The organism is Rhodococcus sp. Leaf225, from assembly GCF_001426145.1.
GTDB lineage: Bacteria > Actinomycetota > Actinomycetes > Mycobacteriales > Mycobacteriaceae > Rhodococcoides.
On sequence record NZ_LMRN01000019.1, the window covers coordinates 37,883 to 61,129 of the forward strand.

Below are 23,247 nucleotides of genomic sequence, written 5' to 3' on the forward strand. Positions count from 1 at the left end.
GCATGCCTGAAAAGAAGATTCTGTACGTCGACCTCGACAACACGCTGGTCGATTTCCAATCCGGGATCGACCGACTGCATCCGTCGGAAATCGTCGGCTTCGAGAAAGACCTGGACGAGGTTCCGCGCATCTTCTCGCTGATGGATCCGATCAAGGGTGCGTTGGATTCCTACAAACTGCTGGCTGAGCATTTCGATACCTACATCTTGTCCACTGCCCCGTGGAAGAACGCCCAGGCGTGGCATGACAAGGTCAAGTGGGTGCAGTGGCACTTGGGGTACGAGTCGGGGTCGGTGGCCTACAAGCGCCTAATCCTCTCTCACCATAAGAACTTGAACCGAGGAGACTTTCTGGTGGACGATCGAGGTGCCAACGGTGCGGATCAATTCGAGGGTGAGCTGATCCCGTTCGGCTCGGACGACTTCAAGACCTGGGCCGACGTCACGAATTATCTGCTACCGAGAGCGTGATCGCTTCGATTCACCGTCGGGCACTCGAAGCTGACTCAGGTCATCGGCCCAGCGTCACCCATCGACTTCAGTGTTTTTCCCAAAGGCGCCCAGCGATCTCGCTTCGTTGAATCGAGTGCTCGGACTCTGTCGGCGATGTCCCGTAGATCCTGAGCCAGCTGCTTTTCCTCGATATCCAGAAGCTCGCCGTATCGGCTGTCGACAAGGAAGGGCGTGTGGTCGCTCGCATACATCGCGACGCGGTCCAGCATGATTTCCAAGTCACGGGCAGCGACCGCATCGTCCGGTGAGTCCGACGCAGACACGAAACGGAAGTCGCCCTCCCACAACGCGGCCCGAACTGGATCCGGCCGCAACGTCACGACCGTACCCAGAGGACGTTCGTGCTTGTTCACGGCGTTCATGGCCAAAACTTCGTGTGCGAGTCGGAGGACGTTGTCATCTGTCATCGACGCGCCGATCACGACGACGTGGTTCGTGGCCATCAACGACTGCACGATAGAGGCGAGCGGTCGACGCTCGGAGTCGTACCGGACGAAGTCGCGGCGGCTCAGGACGATGCTGTCGGGGGCCGCCACGTCGCCGTGCAACTTCAGGAGCCAGGAACGGTCGCCGTGCACCTCCTGCCGTGGCAGGACAGAGATCGAATCGGATCCGTGAGCAGACTCGTATGCATCTTCGTACAATGTGTCGTAGTTGGTGGTCACAGCCCTTTCCACGCCCAACGATGCCAGTAGACAGTGGGCTAGAGTCGGCGACTTCTGTGTCACTGCGCTAATGGCCCGGGCAGTCCGGGCCCCCAAAGTCGTTGCTCCGCTGGCTTTTGACAGTAGTTGCGCCCGATCCAGGACGTTAAGTTCTGCGAACTTGGTGTCGTCCAAGTCGGGTAGCGTGTCGCTCTTGAGTTGAGACAGCAGTTGGTCCCAGGTGGGTAGTCCGGCCGGAACGCTCACTCCGGCGCCTAGCAACAACGCGACGTCATTTCGACGTACGGCGGATGCCAAGTCTTCGGCCGCCTGACTCCAGTGCTGGGGCGGCGGTCCCTCGCGCCTCATGGATTGGAAGGCTGCATAGTCGGCAGCGTTCTCAGCGACGATCACGATGTCGAATGCCGACGAGCGGACGAACTCGGCGGTCCGCTCGAGCAGGGCCTTGATGACCGCGCCGCGGACGCCGTCGTACCCACCGAGACCGACACCGAGAGTGGGCATCGCAATCAAGGGCCTTACGCGGCCGTCCCCTGCCGGAGGTGGGTCAGCACTGATCTTCCGCAGGGCATCGCCCAACCCGTCGATCAGCCACGGAACCGATGGTCGTCCGTCATGAGCGACATTGAGAATCCACGCCGGTCGATCGAAGCCCACCTCGTCGGGGAACCTACGGGCACGGCCCGTTCCCGCTGCGACCGGCGGTTCTGTGTCGATACCGAGGGCGCGCCACCAAGTATGCCTCGGGACGAACCGGCTGCTCGCCGGGACGATCAGGACATCGGAGGCCGCCGATTCCAGGGTCCCTTTGACCACGAACACGTGTCCGTCGGACCCGCCGTCGCGTCGGCCTTCTGTCGGCGCTGCGTGTGAACCATCAGTCGGTGGTCGGTGCATACAGCGGATCGTAGTGTCGTTCTGTCGAGGGCCCGCTACGTACCCACGGGTGATGTGGAGTGTCACGGCGACTCTCCGCCGGCGTGGCCCCGTGTCGCCGCCGTACGCTCGCCGGTGAGTGCCGGGTCAGCTGCATGAGTGGAGAGTGAGCGACGTGGACGACTTATCGACGGGCCTGTCGGCGACTGCTGAACTTCTGACCTCGACGGGCGACCTCGACGAGCCGAGCGCACCGGCCCCCTGGCTGGTGAGGCAGGTGCTGGCATCGCAGCACGATGACGAGCATTTGGCCCACTGGACGGCGTCGACCGTAATCGACGACAACGTGCAGGCACCAGTGTTCGACAGGGCAACCTTCGCCTGGCTTCACCGGGGCCTACCCGGTGCTTACGAATTCCCCATCGGCCATGGGGGACTCATGCACACCTACGGCTACCTGCTGTCGACGGTGATCACCCCGTACGGACTGAAGCGTCAGAGGTGGCTCACGAACGACCTGGCCGTCGCCTTCGGCAAGGAGCCCACTCACCTTCAGCCGACGGCATCCGAGACCCCTCTGATGGAGCGCGTCGCATCCACGGTCCTGCCGGCGCTCAGCGATCCGGTCGGAACCACACGCGTCGTCCTCGCCTTCGACGAGGTGGTCGACACCGCCAACGCGATGCGCACCGTCTACGTCGCCGATCCTGGAAGCGGTTCCACCGCAGTCGTGTACGGACTGGTGACGAGCTCGAGGACCCAGATCGTCTCGACCTTCCCGGTCCAGCCCTTGACGCAGGAGTGGGCGCGGACTCGACTGAGTGAGCCGACCCGGTACCGCTTCAACTACGCCCCACCCACAGCTCCACCGGGAAGCGCCTTCGACGGGTCGACGGAAGTGCTCGTGTCCCGCGTCTGACGTTGTTGCGTCAGCCGACCTCGACGACCTCCAACGCACCGTCTGCATGCGACCCGCGCAGCCGCTTCTTGTCGAACTTGCCGACACTCGTCTTCGGCACCTCGTCGATGAAGGTCCAGCGTTCCGGCAACTGCCAGTGCGCAACTCGGCCGTCGAGGAAGTCGCAGAGCTCCTCCGCGGTCACGGTCTGACCCTCGCGCACGACGACGGCAACGAGTGGTCGCTCGTCCCATTTCTCGTCGGGGACACCGATGACCGCGGCCTCGCGCACCGCGGAATGCTCCATGACGTGATTCTCGAGCTCGACGGACGAGATCCATTCCCCACCGGACTTGATGATGTCCTTCGACCGGTCGGTCAGCGTCAGGTATCCGCCCTCGGAGATGGTGCCGACATCGCCCGTCCGCAGCCACCCGTCGTCGAACTTGTCGGACGCGTCGCTGCGGTAGTAGCTGCCCGTGATCCACGGCCCGCGCACCTCGAGTTCGCCGACGTGCGTGCCGTCCCACGGCAAGACGGTGCCCGAATCGTCGACCAGGCGAGCGCGGACAGCGGACACGAAACGTCCCTGAGTGCAACGCAAGTCGAACTCGTCTTCCGGAGACAGTCCGACGTCGGGGCGCCCGGACGTGCCGAGCGGCGACGTCTCCGTCATGCCCCACGCCTGGGAGATGGGAACGCCGTACTTCTCGTGGAACGCCCGCATCAGGCTCGGCGGGCACGCGCTGCCGCCCACGGTGACGTCGCGCAGGCTCGACAGGTCCGCCGGGTGGTCCTCGAGGTGGGCGAGCAGTGCCTGCCAGATGGTGGGGACAGCGGCGGCCGCGGTGGGTCGCAGGGTCGTCATCATCTCCGCGAGCGGCGCAGGCTGCAGGAAGCGGTCCGGCATGATGAGCGACGCCCCCACCATCAGCGCGGCGTACGGCAGTCCCCAGGACATGGCGTGGAACATCGGCACGATGGCGAGCACGGTGTCCGACTGCGCGAGCGCCATGGCATCGGTCATGCAGACCTGCATCGAGTGCAGCCAAATCGATCGGTGCGAGTAGACGACGCCCTTCGGGTCACCGGTCGTACCCGAGGTGTAACACATTGCCGCAGCGGATCGTTCGTCGAGCTCGGGCCAGTCGTACTCGTCGGGGTGGCCTGCGAGCACGTCCTCGTAGCCCAACACCTCGATGTGGTCCGGTGCCTGCACCTGTGCGGGGTCGGCGCCCACGACGACGAGGTGCCGCACGGTCGTCATGGTCGGCAGGAGCGGCGTCAGCAGGGGGAGCAGGCTGGCGTCGGCGATGATGACGCTGTCCTCGGCGTGCTCGACGATGTACGTGAGCTGCTCGGGGAACAGGCGGATGTTCAGCGTGTGCAGCACGGCACCCATGGCCGGCACGGCCATGTAGGCCTCCATGTGCTGCGAGTTGTTCCACATGAAGGTGGCGACGCGCTGGTCCCCGTCGATCCCGAGCGCTCGAAGACCGTGGGCGAGTCTGGCGGCGCGTCGACCGAGCTCGGCGAAGGTGATGTTCGACGGCCCCGCCTCGCTCCACGTGGTGATCGTCGCCGATGCGTGCATCGACGTGCCGTATCGAACGAGCTGGGCGATGGACAACGGGGTGTCCTGCATGGTGCTCTTCATGACTCTCCTGCCGGTCGATCCGCGAGGCGCACGACCTACGTGCCCTGTGTCACATTGTGCACACTGCGGCTCGGCAGGGACCCGATATCAGTCCTTGTAGTAGACGACCTGGTGTCCGGTGGCGAGGAGAGTGCCGCTGGTGCTCCACAGCTCGGCGGTCTGGTCGAAGTAGCCCTGATGGAATCGTCGTGCGTGCGCGGTCCCGAGGACGTACCCGTCGTATTGAGCCGCGAGATCCTCCGCCGTCGCGAAGTAGTGCACGGTGAGCGAGATGGTTCCGGCGGCGACGTACTTCCCGCGCCGCTGGAAGACCCGCGGGTAGAAGATGTCGCTCATCGACGTCAGGGACGCGAAGTCCATCGGGCGCGGGGGAGAGTCCCGGACCCACAGCGTCGCAACGGAATCGGCGGACTCCGTCTCGGTCAATGCACCGGCGGTGAACCGCATCTCGTAGTTGTTCGCCCAGGCGATGAACTCGGGGAAGTCGACCGTGTCGACGTCCGCGGGGTCGGGCATCGCGGGCGGCGACGACTCGAGGGCGTCCCAGGTGGTGCGGCGCGTACCGAAGACCGCGGTCGCGGTGGTGGCGACCGTGCCGTCCTGGCTCAGCTCCAGGTACCAGTGCTGGTTGCTGCGATTCGTCCGCACGGCGCGAGTGAAGATCTCGAACTCGCCCTCGGCGATGGGCCCCGCGAAGTTCACGGTCAGCGTCACCGGGTCGCCCAGCCGATCGGGATGAAGCTCGACGGCCCGGACCAGCGTCGCGGCGGTGAGCCCGCCGAAGGGGCCGACCATGTTGTTGTACGGCGCGGAGGTCCGGCCGCGGTAGCGACCGTCGCCCAGAGGCTCGAGGGTGAGGCCATCGTCGAAGGCGTGCGATCCGGGGTGAGTCATGAGTCGTCCTGATTCGGTAGTTGTATGCACCGAAGCATAACGGTGGTCTGAGCGGGGTGGCGACACTCCAGATCCACCGGCGGATTCTGTTAGCGCTAACACGTCGCAAAGTCCAGTTAGGAGGACACGTTGACATCGTCGATGTTATCGCTCACACTCGCTGGGCGGTGTGATTCACACCACTCGACAGCAGCATGATCCGCAGCACGGCGAATCGAATGCCGTCCCTGCCGACCAGCCACCACCCGAGGAGACACGATGAAGTTCCGACACCTACCGGTGGCTGCGGCCGCGGTGGCGATAGCGATCACGGTGACCGCGTGCGGGTCCAGCACGAAGACTGCCGACGTCGCCCCCTCGGCGGGAGGCGACACGGCCGGCGCTCTGATCGGCGTCACGATGCCGACGAAGTCGTCCGCCCGGTGGATCGCCGACGGCGACAACCTGAAGAGCGCGCTGGAGTCGAAGGGCTACAAGGTCGATCTGCAGTACGCGGAGAACGACATCCCCACCCAGGTCAACCAGATCGAGAACCAGATCACCCAGGGCGCGAAGCTGCTGATCGTCGCCTCCGTGGACGGCACCGCCATCACCACGCAGCTGCAGGAAGCCAAGGACAACGGCATCGGCGTCATCGCGTACGACCGCCTGATCCGCAACTCGCCGAACGTCGACTACTACGCCACCTTCGACAACTACAAGGTCGGCGTCGACCAGGCCACCTCGCTGCTGGTCGGCCTGGGCCTGAAGAACGAGGACGGCACCGACAAGGCCGATGCCCCCGCCGGCCCGTTCAACATCGAGGTCTTCGCCGGTTCGCCCGACGACAACAACGCCACCTTCTTCTTCGACGGTGCCATGGAGACCCTGAAGCCGTACCTGGACAAGGGAACCCTGAAGATCGGCAGCGGCGAGTCCGACTTCGAGACGGCCGCAACCCTTCGGTGGGACCCGGCGACCGCTCAGAAGCGCATGGAAGACCTGCTGACCAAGACGTACTCGTCGGGCCAGAAGGTGCAGGGCGTGCTGTCCCCGTACGACGGCCTGTCGATCGGAATCCTGTCCGCGCTGAAGAGCAACGGCTACGGAACCGCCGGACAGCCGTACCCGATCGTCACCGGCCAGGACGCCGAGGTTCCGTCGGTCAAGTCGATCATCGCCGGTGAGCAGTACGCCACCATCTACAAGGACACCCGCGAATTGGCGGCGGTCACCATCCAGATGGCACAGGCAGTTCTCGAGGGCCAGACCCCCGAGACCAACAACACGACCGATTACGACAACGGTGAGAAGGTCGTTCCCGCCTACCTGCTGCAGCCCGAGATCGTCTACAAGGACAACTACGAGAAGCTCCTCGTCGACGGCGGCTACTACACCGAGGATCAATTGAAGTGAGTTCGGCGATGACGACTCAGATCTTGGAAATGCGCGGGATCACCAAGACGTTCCCGGGCGTGAAAGCACTGCAGGATGTCACCTTGACGGTGGAGCGCGGCGAAATACACGCGATCTGCGGCGAGAACGGCGCGGGAAAGTCCACGCTCATGAAGGTTCTGTCGGGTGTGTATCCCCATGACACATTCGACGGCGACATCGTGTTCGACGGTCAGGCCTGCGAGTTCTCCGACATCCGGAGCAGCGAAGCCAAGGGCATCGTCATCATCCACCAGGAACTCGCGCTCAGTCCGTATCTGTCGATCGCCGAGAACATCTTCCTCGGCAACGAGCGGTCCAAGCGTGGGTTCATCGACTGGAACCGCACCAACTCCGAGGCCGCAGCCCTACTGAACCGTGTAGGGCTGCGGGAGAACCCGGTCACCGTCGTCAACGACCTCGGTGTCGGAAAGCAGCAACTCGTGGAGATCGCGAAGGCACTGTCCAAGGACGTGACGCTGCTGATTCTCGACGAACCGACCGCAGCACTGAACGATTCGGATTCCACCCACCTCCTCGAATTGCTGCGCGGTCTGCGGGACGAGGGCATCACGTGCGTGATCATCTCGCACAAGCTCAACGAGATCGCGGCCATCGCCGACCGGACCACGATCATCCGGGACGGTCGGACCATCGAGACGCTGGACATGCGCAACCCGGATGTCACCGAGGATCGCATCATCTCGCTCATGGTCGGCCGCGATCTCGAGCACCGCTTCCCGCCGCACGAATCCACGGTGGGAGAGGAGGTGCTGCGGATCGAGGACTGGACCGTGCACAGCCCCACCCAGCACGGTCGGACCGTCGTGGACAAGGCGAATCTGACGCTCCGTCGCGGGGAGATCGTCGGTCTCGCCGGGCTGATGGGTGCCGGCCGCACGGAACTGGCCATGAGCGTCTTCGGGCGCAGCTACGGCACGGACATTTCCGGACGGTTGTACAAGTACGGCACAGAGATTCACGTCAAGTCCGTCAACGACGCGATCGAGCACGGACTCGCGTACGCGACCGAAGATCGCAAGCGTTACGGCCTCAATCTGATCGACGACATCAAGCGCAACATCTCCACCGCGGCCCTGGACAAGTTGGTCGCACACGGATTCGTCGACGACAACCACGAGTACGAGGTTGCCGAGGGCTTCCGCAAGAGCATGAACATCAAGGCTCCCAACGTGGAGGCCGTCGTCGGCAAGCTGTCCGGCGGCAACCAGCAGAAGGTCGTGTTGAGCAAGTGGATCTTCAGTGATCCGGACGTGCTCATTCTCGACGAGCCGACGCGAGGAATCGACGTCGGCGCCAAGTTCGAAATCTATTCGATCATCAACAGCCTCGCCGATGCAGGCAAGGCCGTTCTCGTGATCTCGTCCGAGCTGCCCGAACTGTTGGGGCTGTGCGATCGGATCTACGCGCTGTCCGCAGGCCGCATCACCGGTGAGGTGACTCGGGAGGACGCGACGCAGGAATCTCTCATGCATCTCATGACCCGTGGAACAGGAGTACTTCGATGAATCAGCTGTCGACCGTCCGGGGGCTGCTCACGCGAAACCTCCGCCAGAGCGGAATTTTCATCGCCTTCGCGTTGATCATCCTGCTCTTCACCGCGCTCACCGGTGGACAACTTCTGGTGCCGCAGAACATCAGCAACATGGTGGTGCAGAACTCCTACATCCTGATCCTGGCCATCGGCATGGTCGTGATCATCATCGCCGGCCACATCGACCTGTCCGTGGGATCGGTGGTCGCGGCCACCGGCGCCATCGCGGGTGTCCTCATGGTTCAACAGAACGTGCCATGGCCGCTGGCAGTGCTGATCACGCTGGTCGTGGGCGGACTGATCGGAGCGTGGCAGGGCTACTGGGTCGCGTACTTCGGCATCCCCGCGTTCATCGTCACGCTGGCCGGCATGCTCGTCTTCCGCGCCGTCACCCTCATCGTGCTGGGCAACCAGGGCATCGGGCCGTTCCCCGGACCGGTGCGGACACTGTCCAACGGCTTCCTCCCCGGATTCCTCGGCAACGTCGGCCTCGGACCCCTGGGCGGAGCCGACATCTTCACGCTGCTGGTCGCCATCGCTGCCATCGTCGGAATCGTGTTCAGCCAGTGGCGGACCCGCATCGGCCGGCAGAAGTACGGTCAGGTCGTCGATGCGTTGCCGCTGTTCATCGCCAAGCTCACCTTCGCCGGACTTCTCGTGCTCGCCATTGCTGTTCAGCTGGCGCGCTTCAAGAACCTGCCGTACGTGTTGATCCTCCTCGCGGTACTGGTGATGGGGTACTCGACACTGGCGGGCAAGACCGTGTTCGGTCGGCACGTCTACGCCATCGGCGGCAACATCCACGCCGCGTCGCTCTCCGGCATCAAGGTCAAGCCGGTCACGTTCTGGCTGTTCGTGAACATGGGTGTCCTGTCGGCCCTGGCGGGAATCATCTTCGCCGGCCGACTGAACCAGGCCGGACCCACTGCGGGCAACGGATTCGAACTCGACGCCATCGCGGCCGCGTTCATCGGTGGCGCAGCCGTGCAGGGTGGCGTCGGGCGCATCGTCGGCGCACTCACCGGCGGACTGATCATCGCCGTCATCAACAGCGGGATGTCCCTCATCGGATCACCCAGCGAGCGAGTCCAGTTGGTGAAGGGTCTCGTCCTCCTCGCGGCCGTCGCCTTCGACATCTGGACGAAGCGCCGAGCCGCCAGCGGACGCGGGGGTGGACCCGACAAGGCCGAGAAACCGGCACCGTCCACTTACATGGGTCTCCCGGTTCCGGCCGAGATGTTGGGCGGTTCCACCGACACGAAAGCTGCCCCCGCGGCCACCGCGTCGCCGCCCGTGTCGAGGTAGATCGGCGCGGCGGGGCCGAACCTGCGATCCTGGACGACGGACGAGTGAACTGGGGGGACTGTGACGCCGATTCGAGGGCCGGCCATGACGGACGTGGCCAAACTTGCCGGGGTGTCCCATCAGACCGTCTCGCGGGTGATCAACGGTCATCCCCACGTCACCGACGCGACCAGGGCGCGGGTCACGCAGGCCATCACCCAGCTGGGCTATCGGCCCAACACCGCGGCTCGGGCTCTGGTCACCGGAAGCAACCGCACCATCGGCATCGTCGCGACGGGAGTTGCTCTGCACGGACCGGTCTCGACGCTGTACAGCGTCGAGCGGGCCGCCCGGCACGCCGGCTACTCGGTGCTGGTGGGGGTTCCGACCTCGCTGGAGGAGGACGCCATCAACGCGTGCGTTCGGAGTCTGCACAAGCAGGGTGTCGACGGTGTGGTGGTGGTCGCGCCGCTGCGCACCGACAACGGCGACATCGCGGGGCTGGCCGGCGAACTGCCGCTCGTCGCGGTCGAGGGATCGCCCGCCGGAGATCTCGCGGTGGTGTCCGTCGACCAGGTCCTCGGAGCAAGGGACGCCACGTCGCATCTCCTGGAACTCGGGCACCGAGAGGTGTGGCACGTGGCCGGGCCTCTGGGATGGTACGAGGCCGCGGACCGGGTGAGTGGGTGGCGGTCGGTGCAGGAGGAGCGGGGGATCGATCCGCCGCCGATGATGAACGGGGACTGGACCGCCCGGTCGGGCTACGCGGCCGGCACCGTCCTCGCGCAAATAAAAGGTGTCACCGCCGTGTTCGCAGGCAACGACTCCATGGCGCTCGGAGTGCTGCGCGCGCTCGACGCCCACGGGCGGCGGGTTCCCGAGGACATCAGCCTGGTCGGTTTCGACGATGTTCCGGACGCCGAGTTCTACTCACCGCCGCTCACGACGATCCGCCAGGAGTTCAGCGAGGTGGGCGTCCGGAGCGTCGAGATCCTGCTCGAGCAGATCGAGTCCGGGAAGTCGAGCACCCGACGCTTCAGCATCGCCCCCAGCCTGGTCACCCGAGCGAGCACGGCTGCGCCGGCCGACTGAGGAGGGGCCTCGGCACGTCCCGGCCCGTCCGATCGGAAACGACTCGCGCTGTCGGAACCGGCAGGTACGTTCTGATTCGTCGCGCTCGACCGGCGGCGTCGAACGTACGAGGGAGTGCCACAGATCGTGACCGTGACGGACACAGAACTGATCAACACAGTGACTCAGGCCCTGACGGACGACGCGTCTGTCACCGACGAGATCGCGTATGTCGTTCTCGCGGCGCTGGAGGGCGACGCCGAGCTCGCCAGCGAACTTCACGGAACCGTGGAACACGAGGCGCTGCAGCCGGACTCACCCGCGTCCCAGGACGGTCCCGTCGGGGCATTCGTGTCCTCCATCGAGGTGACCGGGTTCAGGGGCATCGGTCCGACGTCGAGATTGTCCCTGGTACCCGGGCCTGGCATCACGGTGGTGTCGGGACGGAACGGATCCGGCAAGTCGAGTTTCGCGGAAGCACTGGAGTTCGCTCTCACCAGCAAGTCGTACCGCTGGAGTGCGAACAAGAAGAGCGTCGTGTGGGCGTCGTCCTGGCGCAACATGCACTACGACGGCGAGGCGTCGATCCGTGTGGGGCTGACCATCGACGGGCGACCCGAGACCACGGTCGGTGTCGACTGGTCCGCTGGGGCGGAGCTCGACGATGCCGCATTCTGGGTTCAGGAGAAGAAGGCGGCGAGGTCGACCGGAACGGACACCCTGGGGTGGCGCGACGCACTCGATTCCCATCGACCGATTCTGTCGTACGACGAGGTCGGCCGGATGTTCGAACAAGAACCGTCGGCCCTCTACGACGCCATTGCGAAACTACTGGGTCTCGACGCGGTGGCGGCTGCAGAGAAGCGCTTGGCCGAGAGGCACGGCGAGCTGAAGAAGCCGCGCACCGCGGCGACCCAGTCGAAGAAGTCGGTCAAGGCGGCAGTCGAAGCGTCGAGCGATCAACGTGCCGCTGCGGCATTCCAACAGCTCCGCAAGCACAAGCCCGACCTCGACGTCGTCGCGGGCATCGCGACAGGTTCCGAGGCGGCGTCGTCGACGGTCGTGGCGGCCCTGCGGCGTCTGGCCACACTGCGGACGGCTGAGATCAGCGACATTGACCGGACGGTGTCGCGGTTCGAACGCGCCCGAGACGCTCTGTCAGCTGTGACCGGCGTGGTGGCAGACGAACAGGAACGGTTGCTCGACCTGTTGGCCAGCGCTCTGGAACTGCATTCCGGCGGTGACGGTCGACCGTGCCCCGTGTGTGGTGAGGGGATCTTGGACGACGTCTGGGCCGAACGTTCGCGACTCGCGCTCGAGGCGGGTCGAACGGACACCCAGCGCTACCGCGACGCGAAGTCGGAGTTCGATGCGGCAGCGCGCTCCCTGCGAGACCTCGCTCTCTCAGCACCGCTTGCCGTCGATGACACCGGTGGACTGGACCTCGAGGTCTACCGGGCCGCTCGTGACACAGCGCGGGCCGTGCCCTCGGACACGATGTCTCTGGGCGACCACGTCACAGCATCGCTGCCGGTGCTCATCGACGCCGCAGCCGGAGTGCGAGAGCAGGCAGCGCAGGCACTCGCCCAGTTGGAGACCGAGTGGACGCCACTCGCGGAACAGCTCGCCCGATGGGTCGACCTCGAACGCGAGGCGCGAGCGGTCGAGGAACAGCTCACCCGCGTCGACGCCGCGCGGACGTGGCTTTCCGGGCACATCGATGTCCTGCGCGACGAGCGGTTGGCGCCCATCGGTGACCAGGCCCGTCGCATCTGGTCGATGCTGAGGCAGGAGTCCAACGTCGACATCGGTCGAATCACTCTGGAGGGCCGCGCGACTCGCCGTAAAGCCAGCATCGAGGCGTCGGTCGACGGTCAGCCGACGGGGGCCCTGTCCGTGATGAGTCAGGGCGAGCTGCACGCACTGACATTGGCGCTGTTCATTCCGCGTGCGACCACCGAGGGAAGCCCGTTCCGATTCCTCGTTCTCGACGATCCCATCCAGGCGATGGACCCGGCCAAGATCGACGGATTCGTCGACGTTCTCGTCGATCTCGCAGCCACCCGACAGGTCGTGGTCTTCTCGCACGACGATCGACTGCCGGCCGCACTGCGCCGACGGTCCATCGGAGCCCGACTCGTCGAGGTGACGCGCGAGGCTGGATCCTCGGTTCGGCTGGCCGAGGCCGACACGCCTGCTCAGCGTTACGTCACCGACGTTCATGCCACGGTTCGAGACGAGCTCCTACCCGACGAGGTCAAGCGTCGGGCAGTGCAAGCGATCTTCCGCTTGGCGATCGAAGCAGCAGCCTGGGATCGCTACGTCCGGACCCAGACTGCAGACGGCACGGCATGGGTCGACCTGGAGCGCACGTGGTCCGAGACTCAGAGGACCAGGGCCCGGATCGCGCTGGCAATGGGAAAGTCCGACCAGGAGATCGGCGCGTGGTTGTCCTATCGAGAATGGAGAGGCGGCTCGCTGAACTACGCCAACAAGGGTGTGCACGGTGCCGGCTCCATCCCGACCAAGTCTCACGCGAGCGATCTGAACAAACTTGTCGACGAACTCTTGGCGGCGCCGTGACGACGCCCGCGGAGTTGCTCGGATACGCCCGGCGACTTCTCGAGGAGGAACCGGTGACCGGCCAGAATGCCCGTCTCGCAGCCGTACTCGCCCGGCAGGCACTCGAGTCGGTGGTCGAGGCGCGCTGCGCAGCGGTCGGCGAGGGTGTCGTTCACGCCAGCATGAAAGTAAGGCTGATCGTGTTGTATGCGCTCGCGCCGAACGACGAGTCGGTACGCACACTCGACTATGCCTGGGGCCGTCTGTCTCAGGCGTGCCACCACCACGCCTACGAGTTGTCGCCCACCGTTACAGAGGTGCGTACTGTGTGCGAATCTGTCGCCGGGTTTCTCGTCGACGCGTGATCATCAGCCCCTGGTCTGCCCCCTGATCGACGCCAGGTGTCCGCGCAGATTCGCCATCCCGTCCGCCGTCAGTCCGAGCGCCTCGCCGTGCTCGGTGGCGGCCGCCTCGAAGATGGTCACGAGGGGTGCGTACTTGCGAAGCAGCTTCGTCCGCTTGGCTTCGTCGACCAGATACTTCAGGCTGCCGGCGTTGTCGACGAAGTCGGACACCTTCACCAGAAACACCTTTGGATCGCGGATCACCGCCGTCACGTGTTCGACGTACTGCGCAACACGGTCCTCGCCGGTGCGCGGCGGGGTGGTGACAGCCGCGACGAGGCGTGCGACCTCCGCACCGAAGTGTGCCTCGAGTGCGCCGAGAGCCTGGCTCCCGCCAAGTAGATCGACGATGCGGTCGGACTGATCCTCGACGGTGTCGTGCAGGGCCGTGGCCACGAGTGCGTCGAGATCAGCACATCCGTACCTCATGAGACGCAGCACGTTTCGAGATGGGTGCGTGATGTACGGATCGTTGATCTGATCGCCGCGAGTGGTGCGGCGCTGCATCAGATGGGCGTAGGACGCCACGGCGAGAGCATCCTCGAGCGGTGAGGTCTCGAGTCCTCGACCGCGCGCCTCGTACCGGATGGCGTGGGCGAGCAGTGACGGGTCCATCTCCTTCAACGGCACGTCATTCAGTGCGCGAGTGAGGGCGTCGGACGTCGATGTCATGGGGTCCTCTCGTGGGACTGTCAGGAGGTGCGGGGGAGTTCGTCGACGAACTCGTAGGAGCAGCCCAGCGCACTGCGCTCGTCGGTCACGCCGTTCTGCCGGAACCACGCGACGCACGCGTTGGCGATGAGCTGGGTGTCGCGGCTGAACAGATAACCGTCCGTGCAGTCGTCGAAGTGGTCGTCGTGATGCCAGTGGTCCAGCTCCAACCCCTCGACACCGTGGTCGACCAGTCGGAGTCGCTGGAGAACGGCTCGCGATCGGCGCACCATGTACACGCCGTCGTCGAGGACGTGGATCTGCGCGTTGAACACGTCCCTCTCGTCGTCGGGGTCGTAGTCGCTGGGACCGAGTTCGATGATCAGGCCGGCGGGCTTGTCGAACATCGATTCCATCAACCATGCTGCGGTGCCCTCGGAGTCGTCGACGGGCAGAACTCGGCCGTATCCGTCGGTGATGTTGTCGAGGAGTCCACCGCGGGGCAGGGGAGCGATCCATGCGTCGATGGCGTCGCCGTTCCTCCGAAGGTTCGCAACGCCGTCGTCGGTCAACCAGGCGGGGCCGTGGAAGAACTGCTCGACGCCCGACATGCCGTCCGAGTTGGTGTACTTCGCGTACCAGTTGTCCAGGTCGACATCCTTGTCGGTGACGACGACGCATCTGGTGCCGTCGATGCGGAGTGCGTACTGCCACTCCGGGATTGCCGTCGGCCGATTGTCGGCGCGCGGACGAGAGTGCTCTCGTTTCCATACCGCGGTCTCGACCGTCCTGATGCGTGTGATGGACCACGCGTTGCTGATGACATGGAGGGATTTGGCGGTGAGTTGGCAGGCCCAGGAGACGTCCCAGTCGCGCCTCGACACGATGATGTGCCGACGCCCGTTGTCGGCGACGACGACGTCCGCGCGTTCCCTGGACCGGAAGTAGTCGGACAGCTCCACGTCATCGACGAGCTCGTCGTACGGCTCGATCTCGATGATGACGGTGTACCGCGTGCCCCCACTCGCCGGCAGTCGGCGAGTGCGGGGGAGGCGACTTTCGGCCATGTGAGGGCTGGTGGACCAGAGGTCCGATCGGCTCGTCTCGACACCGAGGACGGTCCACTCCTTTGCGAGCCTGTCGACGGCGTGGAGGGCGGCCTGTCCGGAGACCCACCATCCGCTGCCGGGTACGTCGAGGACGACGCGTGCGTGACCGAGTCGGGATCGGTCGATCCTGGCCGCGTCGTCACCGACCAAGTGCAGTAGCCGGAGGTATTCGTCCGGTTCGATCTGGTCGAAGGGTCGGTCGATCTCGACTGCGATAGTGAAACCGGGATTGCCGGCGGGGATACCGCCCAAGCCGCGACTGTCGTGGTCCATGGGTTCTCGATTCTGTGCGAACAGCTAGCTCGACGTCGGAGAACCGAGCGTCGCCGGCAGGAATCATCCGTCTGCCTACTCACTGTTTACAGCAGGGCACCGACACGTTTCGGGCACCTGCGCGCACCGAGATGCCCACGACTCGGCGTTGGTGCCAGGCATGCTCGATCGCGGCCGAGCTACTTCGTGCGCGACTCAGCCTTCGTGTTCCGGTTCCGCTCGATCGCTGCTCGGACCAGCCCCGCAAGGGCCTCCTCGTCGACGACGTCACCTTCGAGGAGTTCGTACAAGCGCCGCTGCTCACCGTTGAAGATGCCCTCCGGGTCGTCGAGCGATGCCCCGTACTGGAAGCCGAGCTTCACTTTCGCTTTGAAGATGTCGCCGACGATGAGCGGCCCGTCGAGATCCCGGGCGGGGGAGCCCATGTACTTCCAGCCCTCGACGATGCCGTCGTCCACCGACAGGATCACCCGTCGTGCTTCCGCCAGGGCGGCACCGCGCCAGTCGGGGTGTCGGGCGATCAGGCCGTCGATCTCGGCACTCGGTTCCATGGCTGCTCCTCCGTCCACTGCGCGATCACAGCAGAACGGCGGCTCCGATCCGAAGTGACTCGCTGCGTTCAGGTCAGCTCAACGTCATGTACGGCGTCCACACCGTGAACGAGTGACCCATCGAGGAACAGTTCAGCGATCCCTTGAAGCCGATGTAGCAGGTGGCCCCGCCGTAGCTGAGCGAGCCACCGAGGGGAGTGCTCCCAGCACGCCCACGCGGGCCGCCGATCCCGAAGGTCGGGTGAGCCGGGAACCACGGCACGTCGATCGCCACGTCGTAGACCACGGGGGCGAAGGGGATCTGGGTGAGGTACTCGCCGCCCGGAAGATCGCAACCCACGACCCCCGCCGGGGTGATGGAACAGTTGGCGGCGCCGGTGGAGAAGTAAGCGACATCGCCCTGCAGGAAGGCCGCCGGATCGACGGGCACCGGTGCGGGATAGTCGACCGCGGACGCGGTGCCGGCACCGACGATGGACATCGTCGCGGCGGTGATGCCGACGAACGCGGCTCCGGCGAGCTTCGTGAGCGAGCGCATGAGGATCCTCTCGGGTGGTCTGGTGTCCTCAGTGTGTCTGCATCTCCGGGCGACTCGTTACTCGGCCGAATGGTTTGTGACCATTTCGTTGTTCTTCCGCGCTGGGCGTGGTGTCCCTTTCCTCCGATGTCGGACGCGGGAACCCGCTCGACAGGGCGGACAGTGGAACACCACGCCCGGGTCAGGCCCGAACCGTCACACCCACCCCACGCCCATCAGTGGCTGGTGGTGGGCACAGATGGAGTACTCGGGCTCCCACGGGAAGTGGCCGTCGACGTCCGGCCACACCAGTTGCAGCGCAGTGAAGTCCGAGTACAGCGCACCGGTGACCACCATGTCCGCGGTATTGACGGCCTGAATGACCACGATGTCCGGTTCGTCGCCGGTCGCACTGCGGATCGTGATCCCGGACGACAGTGCGAGACCGGCGACCATCTGCGACGCCATGTCGTGGAGCAGGCTCCCCGACAGATGGAACGGCAGTCCGTAGACGATCAGTTCGGGCAACGACCTGCTGGTGAGGCCCGTCGTGTACGCGACGTCGGGTACCTCGTGATCCGACCCGGCCACGGCAGTCACCGCCCACCCGTGGCGCGCGATCTTCCTCTTGATGTCCGGCACTGAGACGCACCCTCTGCACATAGTTTCCCCCCGGAAGTCGATGCGGAGGAGGAAGGTAACGCGGCGGTACGACAGGCGGTGCAGCTCTGGTCGTGGTGTTCCACTTGCGTGTCCTGCGCGCGGGATCCCGCCCGCACGGCTCACGAGTGGAACACCAGGCCCACTCGCGCTCCTCTCGGCGCGGATCGCTCGACCGGAACCCCTACCTCCGCGCAGCCTTCAGGTGCCCCTCGGACACAGCTTTGAGGTGGGTGAGGTCCGAGGCCACGGTCGCGAAGGTGTAGCCCTGCGCCAGGCGCTGCGCCGCGACCTCGCCGGAGGGGGTGTGGATGCCGGCCGCGATCCCTGCCGCGGCGGCAGCTTCCTGCACTTGCACCACAGCAGCGTCGAACACGTCGTCCACGGAGCTGTCCGAGGGGGAGGCGCCACCGACGGCGATGCGCAGGTCCGACGGCCCGACGTACACGCCGTCGAGTCCGGGCACAGCGCAGATGGCCTCGACGTTCTCGAGGCCGTCGGGGGTCTCGATCATCGCGAGCACGACGACACTGTCGTTCGCCTCGGCGGGAAGCGGTCCGACGCGCAGCTGTGAGCGCATCGGACCGTACGAGCGCACGCCGGCAGGGGGATAGCGCACGTAGGAGACGGCGCGGGCGGCGTCCTCGGCGGTGTCGATCAGCGGCACGATGACGCCGCGCGCACCGGCGTCGAGTGCTTTGCCGATGTAGGTCTGGTCGTTGGACTCGACCCGTACCAGTCCGGCCGGGCCTTGAGCCGCGTCGATGGCGGTGAGTCCGCGCAGCATTCCGTCGTAACCGATGAGGCCATGCTGCAGATCGAGGCAGATGTAGTCCCACCCGACGTGGGCGAGCCACTCGGTGGAGACGGGGGAGTCGATGACGGACCAGTAGCCCAGTGCCCGTTCACGGGAACGGATGCGACGGGCGAAATCGGCGGCAGACATGAAAGGTTTCCTATCGGTTGTAGGCAGGCATCGGACCGCGTAGTGCCGCACCGACCTCGTCGCACGCGGCGACGACGTCGTCGGAGAGCGGACCGCGGCCCAGTGCGTCGATGTTGGCCTGCAGGTGGCTGGTCTTGGAGCCGCCCAACAGGATCGGTCCGGTGAGAGGCTTCGATCGGAGCCACCGCAGGGCGAGCTCGGTGAGTGGCATGCCGGCGTCCGACGCCACCGCGGACAGGCGCGTGATCGCGTCGAAGATCTGGGTGTTCCAGTACCGCTCGCGGTACATCTCGGCCAGACGCGAGTCGCCGAATCGTCCTTCGCCGGGCGCTTCGTCGAACGAGTGCTTGCCGGTGAGGAGGCCCCCGCCCAACGGGTTGTAGACCATCGTGGTGATGCCGCTGACGGCGGCGAACTCGGCGTACTCCTCCTCGACGCGGCGGGCCAGCAGGTTGTAGAGCTGCTGCGCGACGACGGGTCGCGGCGCACCCACCTCGTCGCACACGCGATTCACTTCGGCGATCTGCCAGGCGGCGAAATTCGAGACGCCGAGCGCTCCCACCTTGCCCTCGGCCACGAGCTTCGCGACGGTCCCGAGGGTGTCCTCGAGCGACGACGCGCGGTCGGGCTGGTGCAGGTAGAAGAGGTCGACGTGGTCGGTTCCGAGCCGGCGCAGGCTGGCCTCGAGTCCGAGCCGCAGCCCCTCGGGCGAGAGGGGTGAGTGGCCGTCGGCGTCGCCGAGGAACATGCCGCCCTTGGTGGCGAGGGTGACCTCGTCGCGTCGACCGGCGAGCAACTGCGCCAGGATGCGTTCGGACTCGCCGCCCGCGTACCCGTTGGCGGTGTCGATGTGGGTGATGCCGGCGTCGAGTGCCGTGTCGAGCAGAGCGCGCGACCCGTCGAGATCGACAGTGTCACCGAAGGTCATGGTGCCCAACACCATCGGGCCGAAAGGCAGGGAGCCGAACATCATGCGGGAACTCCAGAGGTAGGTGCCGGTCGACCCGACAGAACGTAGCGCGGCTTGACGCCCTCCATCGTGGAGGGGTCGAGTGCCGCGGCGCGCAGGGCTGCCGTGTACGGGTGCTGCGGGGTGGTCAGAACGTCTGTGGTGGGGCCGCTCTCGACCACGCCGCCCTTGCGCATGACGACGACGTTGTCGCTGATCTCCCGCACCACGCCGAGGTTGTGCGAGATGAAGACGTACGTGATGCCGGTGTCGTGCTGGATGGTGCGCAGCAGGTCGAGCACCTGCGCCTGCACCGACACGTCGAGCGCACTGGTGGCCTCGTCGCACACGAGGATCTCGGGTTCGGACGCCAGCGCACGCGCGATGCCGATGCGCTGACGCTGGCCCCCCGAGAACTCGCCCGGTCGGCGGTGCAAAGACGACGCCGGCAGCTGGACCTGGTCGATCAGCTCGGCGGCACGTCGGGCCCGGTCCGCCTTGGAGCGAACACCTTTGAGGCGCAGCGGCTCACCGACGATGTCGACGGCCGTGAGATGCGGATCCAGCGAGCCGTACGGGTCCTGGAAGACCATCTGCACGCGCGAGCGGAAGGGCTTGAGGGCCCGCTCCTTCATCCCGGCGATGTCGACCCCGTCGACGAGGATCCGTCCCGACGTCGGTGTCAGCAGCCGGACGATGGCCTTGGCGATGGTCGACTTCCCGCAGCCGGACTCGCCGACGATCGCGAGGGTCTCGCCCTTGTCGACGCTGAAGCTGACACCGTCGACAGCGCGGAAGGTGCCGGTGGCGACGGGATACTCGACGACCAGGTCGTCGACGGTCAACAGGCTCATGCCGGGACTCCTTGATCGGCGGGTGCGCCCGACCAGGTGCCCAGCTGGGGAACCGCGTCGAGAAGCTTCTTGGTGTAGGCGTTCTGGGGATTGCGGACCATCGACTGGGCGTCGCCGCTCTCGACGAAGCGGCCCGACTTCATGACGTGGATCCGGTCGGACATCAGCCGGGCCACACCCAGGTCGTGGGTGATGAGCAGCATGCCGATGCCGGTGCGCTCCTGCAGTTCGAGCATGAGGTCGAGGATGCTGGCCTGGACGGTGACGTCGAGTGCACTGGTGGGCTCGTCGGCGACGATGAGGTCGGGATCGGCGGCCAGGGCGCATGCGATGAGGACACGCTGCAACATGCCGCCCGACAACTGGTGTGGGTACCTGTTCAGCTGGTCCGCCGGGTTGACGATGTGGACCTGATCGAGCAGCTCGACTGCGCGGGTGGTCTGCGCGGACTTGCCGCGGACACCGCTGTGGTGGATGGCCTCTCGCAGCTGCGACCCCACCGTGTGGACAGGGGAGAGGGCCGTCATCGGGTCCTGGGGAATCAGGGCGATGTCCGCGCCCCGGATCTTTCGCAGCGCCTTGTCGTCGCCGAGGATGTCGGTGCCCTTCCAGCGTGCGCGGCCGGAGAGGACCGCGAGATCGTCGGGCAGCAGCCCCAGGATCCCCATCGCGGTGGTCGACTTGCCGGAGCCGGATTCGCCGATGATGCAGACGGTCTCGCCCGGCGCGATGTCGAAGGAGACCCCGTCGACGGCGCGGACGATGCCGTTGTCGGTGACCAGCTCGATCTGCAGTTCGTCGACGGTGAGCAGTGACTCGGTCATGTCAGGCCTTCTTTCCCGAGATGGCGAAGCGCCCCAGCAGAGCCTTCAGGCCCGAGCCGGCGGGACGGTCGCGCAGACCGTCGCCGAGGAGGTTGACGCCGATGACGAGGAGCACGATGACGAGGCCCGGCAGGGTGACCAGCCACCACGACGTCGTGATGTAGTCCTGTCCGTCGGAGATGATGCGGCCCCACGTGGCGAACGGTCGCTGCGGTCCGGCGCCCAGGTAGCTCAGCGCGGACTCGAGGAGCACCGCCTGGGCGAGCAGGAGCAGCACCACCAGTGAGGTCTGCTTGATGACGTTCGGGATGATGTGGCGCGTGAGGATGGCGACCTTGCCGAGGCCGAGCACCCGCGACGCGGCGACGTAGGGCTTCTCGCGCTCCACGAGCACCAGAGAGCGTGTCAGACGGGCGATCTCGGGCCACTGGGCGATCGCGATGACGAACGTGATGACCGGGATGGACGGCCCGAAGAGGGCGACCACGAGGAGCAGCATCATGAGCAGCGGGAGGGACAGCTGCGCTTCGAGCAACCGGCTGATGACGGTGTCTACCCAGCCGCCGAAGTAGCCGGCCACGGAGCCGAGGGTCAGGCCGATGAGTCCGGAGACCAGCACGGCGAGGATGCCGACGAGCAGTGATACCTGGCCGCCGTACAGAACGCGGGCGAGAAGGTCGCGTCCGAGCTGGTCTGTTCCGAACAGGTGGCCGTCGGTGAGCGGTGCGAGACGGCGGGCACCGAGATCGGTGGCGTCCGGATCCTGCAGCGGCAGTAGGCGAGCGAACGCGACGGGGAGGATCACGACGAGTGCGCAGACGCTGCCCACCCAGATCTTCAGTCGGCTGTCGCGGGCGCGCCGAGTGGAGCCTGCCTTGGCGATGTCCTTCGCGGTGACCGCCGACGGGCGCTCCGCCTGCGGGGGCTCGAGTGTTGTGGTCATCTAGGACGTTCCCTTCCCCAGGCGGACGCGGGGGTCCAGAAGCGGGTAGCAGAGGTCGACGAGGAGCTGGACGAGGACGGCGAGCACCGCGGTGACGAGCACGGTGGCCTGGATGAGGGGGTAGTCGCGGGTCTCGAGCGCGCGGACGACGAGCGATCCGACACCGGGCCAGGCGAACACGACCTCGACCACCACGACACCGTTGAGCATCGACGCGAAGCGCGTGCCGAGGGCGGTGAGAACGGGGATGGACGAATTGCGCAATGCGTAGCGCCAGATCAACTTCCGCTCCGACACACCGCGAGCGCGGGCGACCGTCGCGTACTGGGACCCGAAGGCGCCGAACATCTCCCGACGCACCATGCGGGAGATCAGGGCGATCTGCAGGATGGCGACGGTGACCATGGGCAGGACGAGCGACGACCACGTGGCGAAGCCGGCGGCCGGGAAGATCGGGATCACCACGGCGAAGATGGTGATGAGCATCAGGCCCGTCCAGAAGTCGGGCATCGACTGTCCTGCGATCGTGACGACGTTGGCGCCCAGTTCGCGGCGGGTGTCCGCGCGGCGTGCCATCCAGACACCGAGCGGGATGGCCAGAAGCGTCGTCAAGCCGATCGAGGCGACCGTGAGCGTCAGTGTGTAGGGCAGTCGATCGAGCACCACGTCGAAGGCGGGCGCCTGGAACGAGTACGACGTCCCGAGGTCGAGCTGCAGCAGTCCCTGCAGGTACTTCAGGTACTGCGTGATGATCGACTGGTCCAGCCCCATGCTCTGACGGATCCGCTCGATGTCCTCGCTGGAAGCCAGCGGGCCCGCCATCGCGTAGGCGGGGTCGCCGGGTGCGAGGCGGATCAGCACGAACACCGTAGTGAGCGTCAGGAAGATCGCGAGCGCGCTCTGACCGAGCCGCTTGACGATGTAGCGCGCAGTGCCCGCGGACTTCGACTTCGTCTTCGCGGGTTCGGCGGCCGGCGCGTCGGCGGGCGCGATCATGCCGGCGGTCACCGGGTCACCGTCCGTCGGACTGCGCATGTGTTCGTGGTGTGCATCGAACGACCTTTCGGGAGATGCCTCTGCGCTGGCTGGTCACGAGCGCGGGCTTCGATGTAACTCAGCTCACAATGGCACTTGTGCGCGGATCACGCAAGTAGTACTTCATAGTTGCGTGTTGTGTGC

At 65.8% G+C, this 23,247-nt stretch carries 22 protein-coding genes; 8 read left to right on the forward strand and 14 right to left on the reverse strand.

The genetic code is table 11. The features are described from left to right. Positions 1-2: 2 nt before the first annotated feature. Positions 3-470: a 5' nucleotidase, NT5C type gene (locus ASG69_RS12685; protein ID WP_056448174.1), complete on the forward strand. Its 468-nt coding sequence runs from the start codon at positions 3-5 to the stop codon at positions 468-470. Between the two features lie 35 nt (positions 471-505). Here ASG69_RS12685 and ASG69_RS12690 read toward each other — a convergent pair whose 3' ends face one another. Then, positions 506-1,999: an SIR2 family protein gene (locus tag ASG69_RS12690; RefSeq protein WP_056448177.1), complete on the reverse strand. Its 1,494-nt coding sequence runs from the start codon at positions 1,997-1,999 to the stop codon at positions 506-508. A 493-nt stretch (positions 2,000-2,492) separates the two neighbouring features. Here ASG69_RS12690 and ASG69_RS22500 point away from each other — a divergent pair, with 493 nt between their 5' ends. Beyond that, positions 2,493-2,972 (forward strand): hypothetical protein, encoded by a 480-nt coding sequence (locus tag ASG69_RS22500; RefSeq protein WP_156380519.1) that lies wholly within the window; start codon positions 2,493-2,495, stop codon positions 2,970-2,972. A 10-nt stretch (positions 2,973-2,982) separates the two neighbouring features. On the opposite strand, the gene ASG69_RS12700 is transcribed toward ASG69_RS22500, so the two are convergent. Both ASG69_RS12700 and ASG69_RS12705 read right to left on the reverse strand, forming a co-directional pair. Next, positions 2,983-4,608 carry a long-chain fatty acid--CoA ligase gene (locus ASG69_RS12700; RefSeq protein WP_056448183.1) on the reverse strand — a complete coding sequence of 542 codons (1,626 nt, stop codon included), beginning with the start codon at positions 4,606-4,608 and terminating at the stop codon, positions 2,983-2,985. Between the two features lie 87 nt (positions 4,609-4,695). Further along, positions 4,696-5,502, reverse strand: coding sequence for an acyl-CoA thioesterase (locus ASG69_RS12705; RefSeq protein WP_056448186.1), 807 nt, complete (start codon positions 5,500-5,502; stop codon positions 4,696-4,698). A gap of 258 nt (positions 5,503-5,760) precedes the next feature. Between ASG69_RS12705 and chvE the strand changes: the two genes are divergently transcribed. The 6 genes from chvE (at position 5,761) to ASG69_RS12735 (ending at position 13,752) form a co-directional block, all read left to right on the forward strand. After that, entirely contained in the window at positions 5,761-6,897 is a 1,137-nt protein-coding gene (chvE, locus tag ASG69_RS12710; RefSeq protein ID WP_056448189.1) for a multiple monosaccharide ABC transporter substrate-binding protein, read from the forward strand. An 8-nt stretch (positions 6,898-6,905) separates the two neighbouring features. Next, on the forward strand, positions 6,906-8,444 hold the full coding sequence (gene mmsA / locus ASG69_RS12715) for a multiple monosaccharide ABC transporter ATP-binding protein (protein WP_056448515.1): 1,539 nt from the start codon (positions 6,906-6,908) through the stop codon (positions 8,442-8,444). Further along, positions 8,441-9,775 (forward strand): multiple monosaccharide ABC transporter permease, encoded by a 1,335-nt coding sequence (gene mmsB / locus ASG69_RS12720; protein ID WP_056448192.1) that lies wholly within the window; start codon positions 8,441-8,443, stop codon positions 9,773-9,775. Before mmsA ends, mmsB begins: the two co-directional genes overlap by 4 nt. Positions 9,776-9,859: 84 nt before the next feature. Then, positions 9,860-10,846 carry a LacI family DNA-binding transcriptional regulator gene (locus tag ASG69_RS12725; protein ID WP_082544668.1) on the forward strand — a complete coding sequence of 329 codons (987 nt, stop codon included), beginning with the start codon at positions 9,860-9,862 and terminating at the stop codon, positions 10,844-10,846. 132 nt (positions 10,847-10,978) lie between these two features. Beyond that, a complete protein-coding gene (locus tag ASG69_RS12730) occupies positions 10,979-13,408 on the forward strand; it encodes an ATP-binding protein (protein ID WP_162246785.1) in 2,430 nt (809 codons plus the stop codon). Further along, positions 13,405-13,752, forward strand: a complete 348-nt coding sequence (locus ASG69_RS12735; RefSeq protein ID WP_235578948.1) for a hypothetical protein — start codon at positions 13,405-13,407, stop codon at positions 13,750-13,752. Before ASG69_RS12730 ends, ASG69_RS12735 begins: the two co-directional genes overlap by 4 nt. A 3-nt stretch (positions 13,753-13,755) precedes the next feature. Here ASG69_RS12735 and ASG69_RS12740 read toward each other — a convergent pair whose 3' ends face one another. From ASG69_RS12740 to ASG69_RS12790, 11 genes are all read right to left on the reverse strand, one after another. Next, complete coding sequence (locus ASG69_RS12740) at positions 13,756-14,463, reverse strand: HD domain-containing protein (RefSeq protein ID WP_056448198.1); 708 nt, start codon at positions 14,461-14,463, stop codon at positions 13,756-13,758. Positions 14,464-14,483: 20 nt separating this feature from the next. After that, on the reverse strand, positions 14,484-15,824 hold the full coding sequence (locus ASG69_RS23325) for a hypothetical protein (RefSeq protein ID WP_321163728.1): 1,341 nt from the start codon (positions 15,822-15,824) through the stop codon (positions 14,484-14,486). A gap of 179 nt (positions 15,825-16,003) precedes the next feature. Further along, positions 16,004-16,375: a DUF1801 domain-containing protein gene (locus tag ASG69_RS12750; RefSeq protein ID WP_056448201.1), complete on the reverse strand. Its 372-nt coding sequence runs from the start codon at positions 16,373-16,375 to the stop codon at positions 16,004-16,006. Between the two features lie 73 nt (positions 16,376-16,448). Continuing rightward, positions 16,449-16,913, reverse strand: a complete 465-nt coding sequence (locus tag ASG69_RS12755) for a hypothetical protein (protein WP_056448204.1) — start codon at positions 16,911-16,913, stop codon at positions 16,449-16,451. A gap of 195 nt (positions 16,914-17,108) precedes the next feature. Beyond that, on the reverse strand, positions 17,109-17,534 hold the full coding sequence (locus tag ASG69_RS12760) for a DUF4262 domain-containing protein (protein WP_056695792.1): 426 nt from the start codon (positions 17,532-17,534) through the stop codon (positions 17,109-17,111). Positions 17,535-17,736: 202 nt separating this feature from the next. Continuing rightward, positions 17,737-18,498: an HpcH/HpaI aldolase family protein gene (locus ASG69_RS12765; RefSeq protein WP_056448207.1), complete on the reverse strand. Its 762-nt coding sequence runs from the start codon at positions 18,496-18,498 to the stop codon at positions 17,737-17,739. A 10-nt stretch (positions 18,499-18,508) separates the two neighbouring features. After that, on the reverse strand, positions 18,509-19,471 hold the full coding sequence (locus ASG69_RS12770) for an aldo/keto reductase (RefSeq protein ID WP_235578949.1): 963 nt from the start codon (positions 19,469-19,471) through the stop codon (positions 18,509-18,511). After that, positions 19,468-20,301: an ATP-binding cassette domain-containing protein gene (locus tag ASG69_RS12775; protein WP_056448210.1), complete on the reverse strand. Its 834-nt coding sequence runs from the start codon at positions 20,299-20,301 to the stop codon at positions 19,468-19,470. Before ASG69_RS12775 ends, ASG69_RS12770 begins: the two co-directional genes overlap by 4 nt. Continuing rightward, complete coding sequence (locus ASG69_RS12780; protein ID WP_051613142.1) at positions 20,298-21,125, reverse strand: ABC transporter ATP-binding protein; 828 nt, start codon at positions 21,123-21,125, stop codon at positions 20,298-20,300. Before ASG69_RS12780 ends, ASG69_RS12775 begins: the two co-directional genes overlap by 4 nt. Before the next feature lies 1 nt (position 21,126). Continuing rightward, on the reverse strand, positions 21,127-22,068 hold the full coding sequence (locus ASG69_RS12785; RefSeq protein ID WP_056448213.1) for an ABC transporter permease: 942 nt from the start codon (positions 22,066-22,068) through the stop codon (positions 21,127-21,129). Next, positions 22,069-23,103: an ABC transporter permease gene (locus tag ASG69_RS12790; RefSeq protein ID WP_235578950.1), complete on the reverse strand. Its 1,035-nt coding sequence runs from the start codon at positions 23,101-23,103 to the stop codon at positions 22,069-22,071. Between the last annotated feature and the right edge of the window lie 144 nt (positions 23,104-23,247).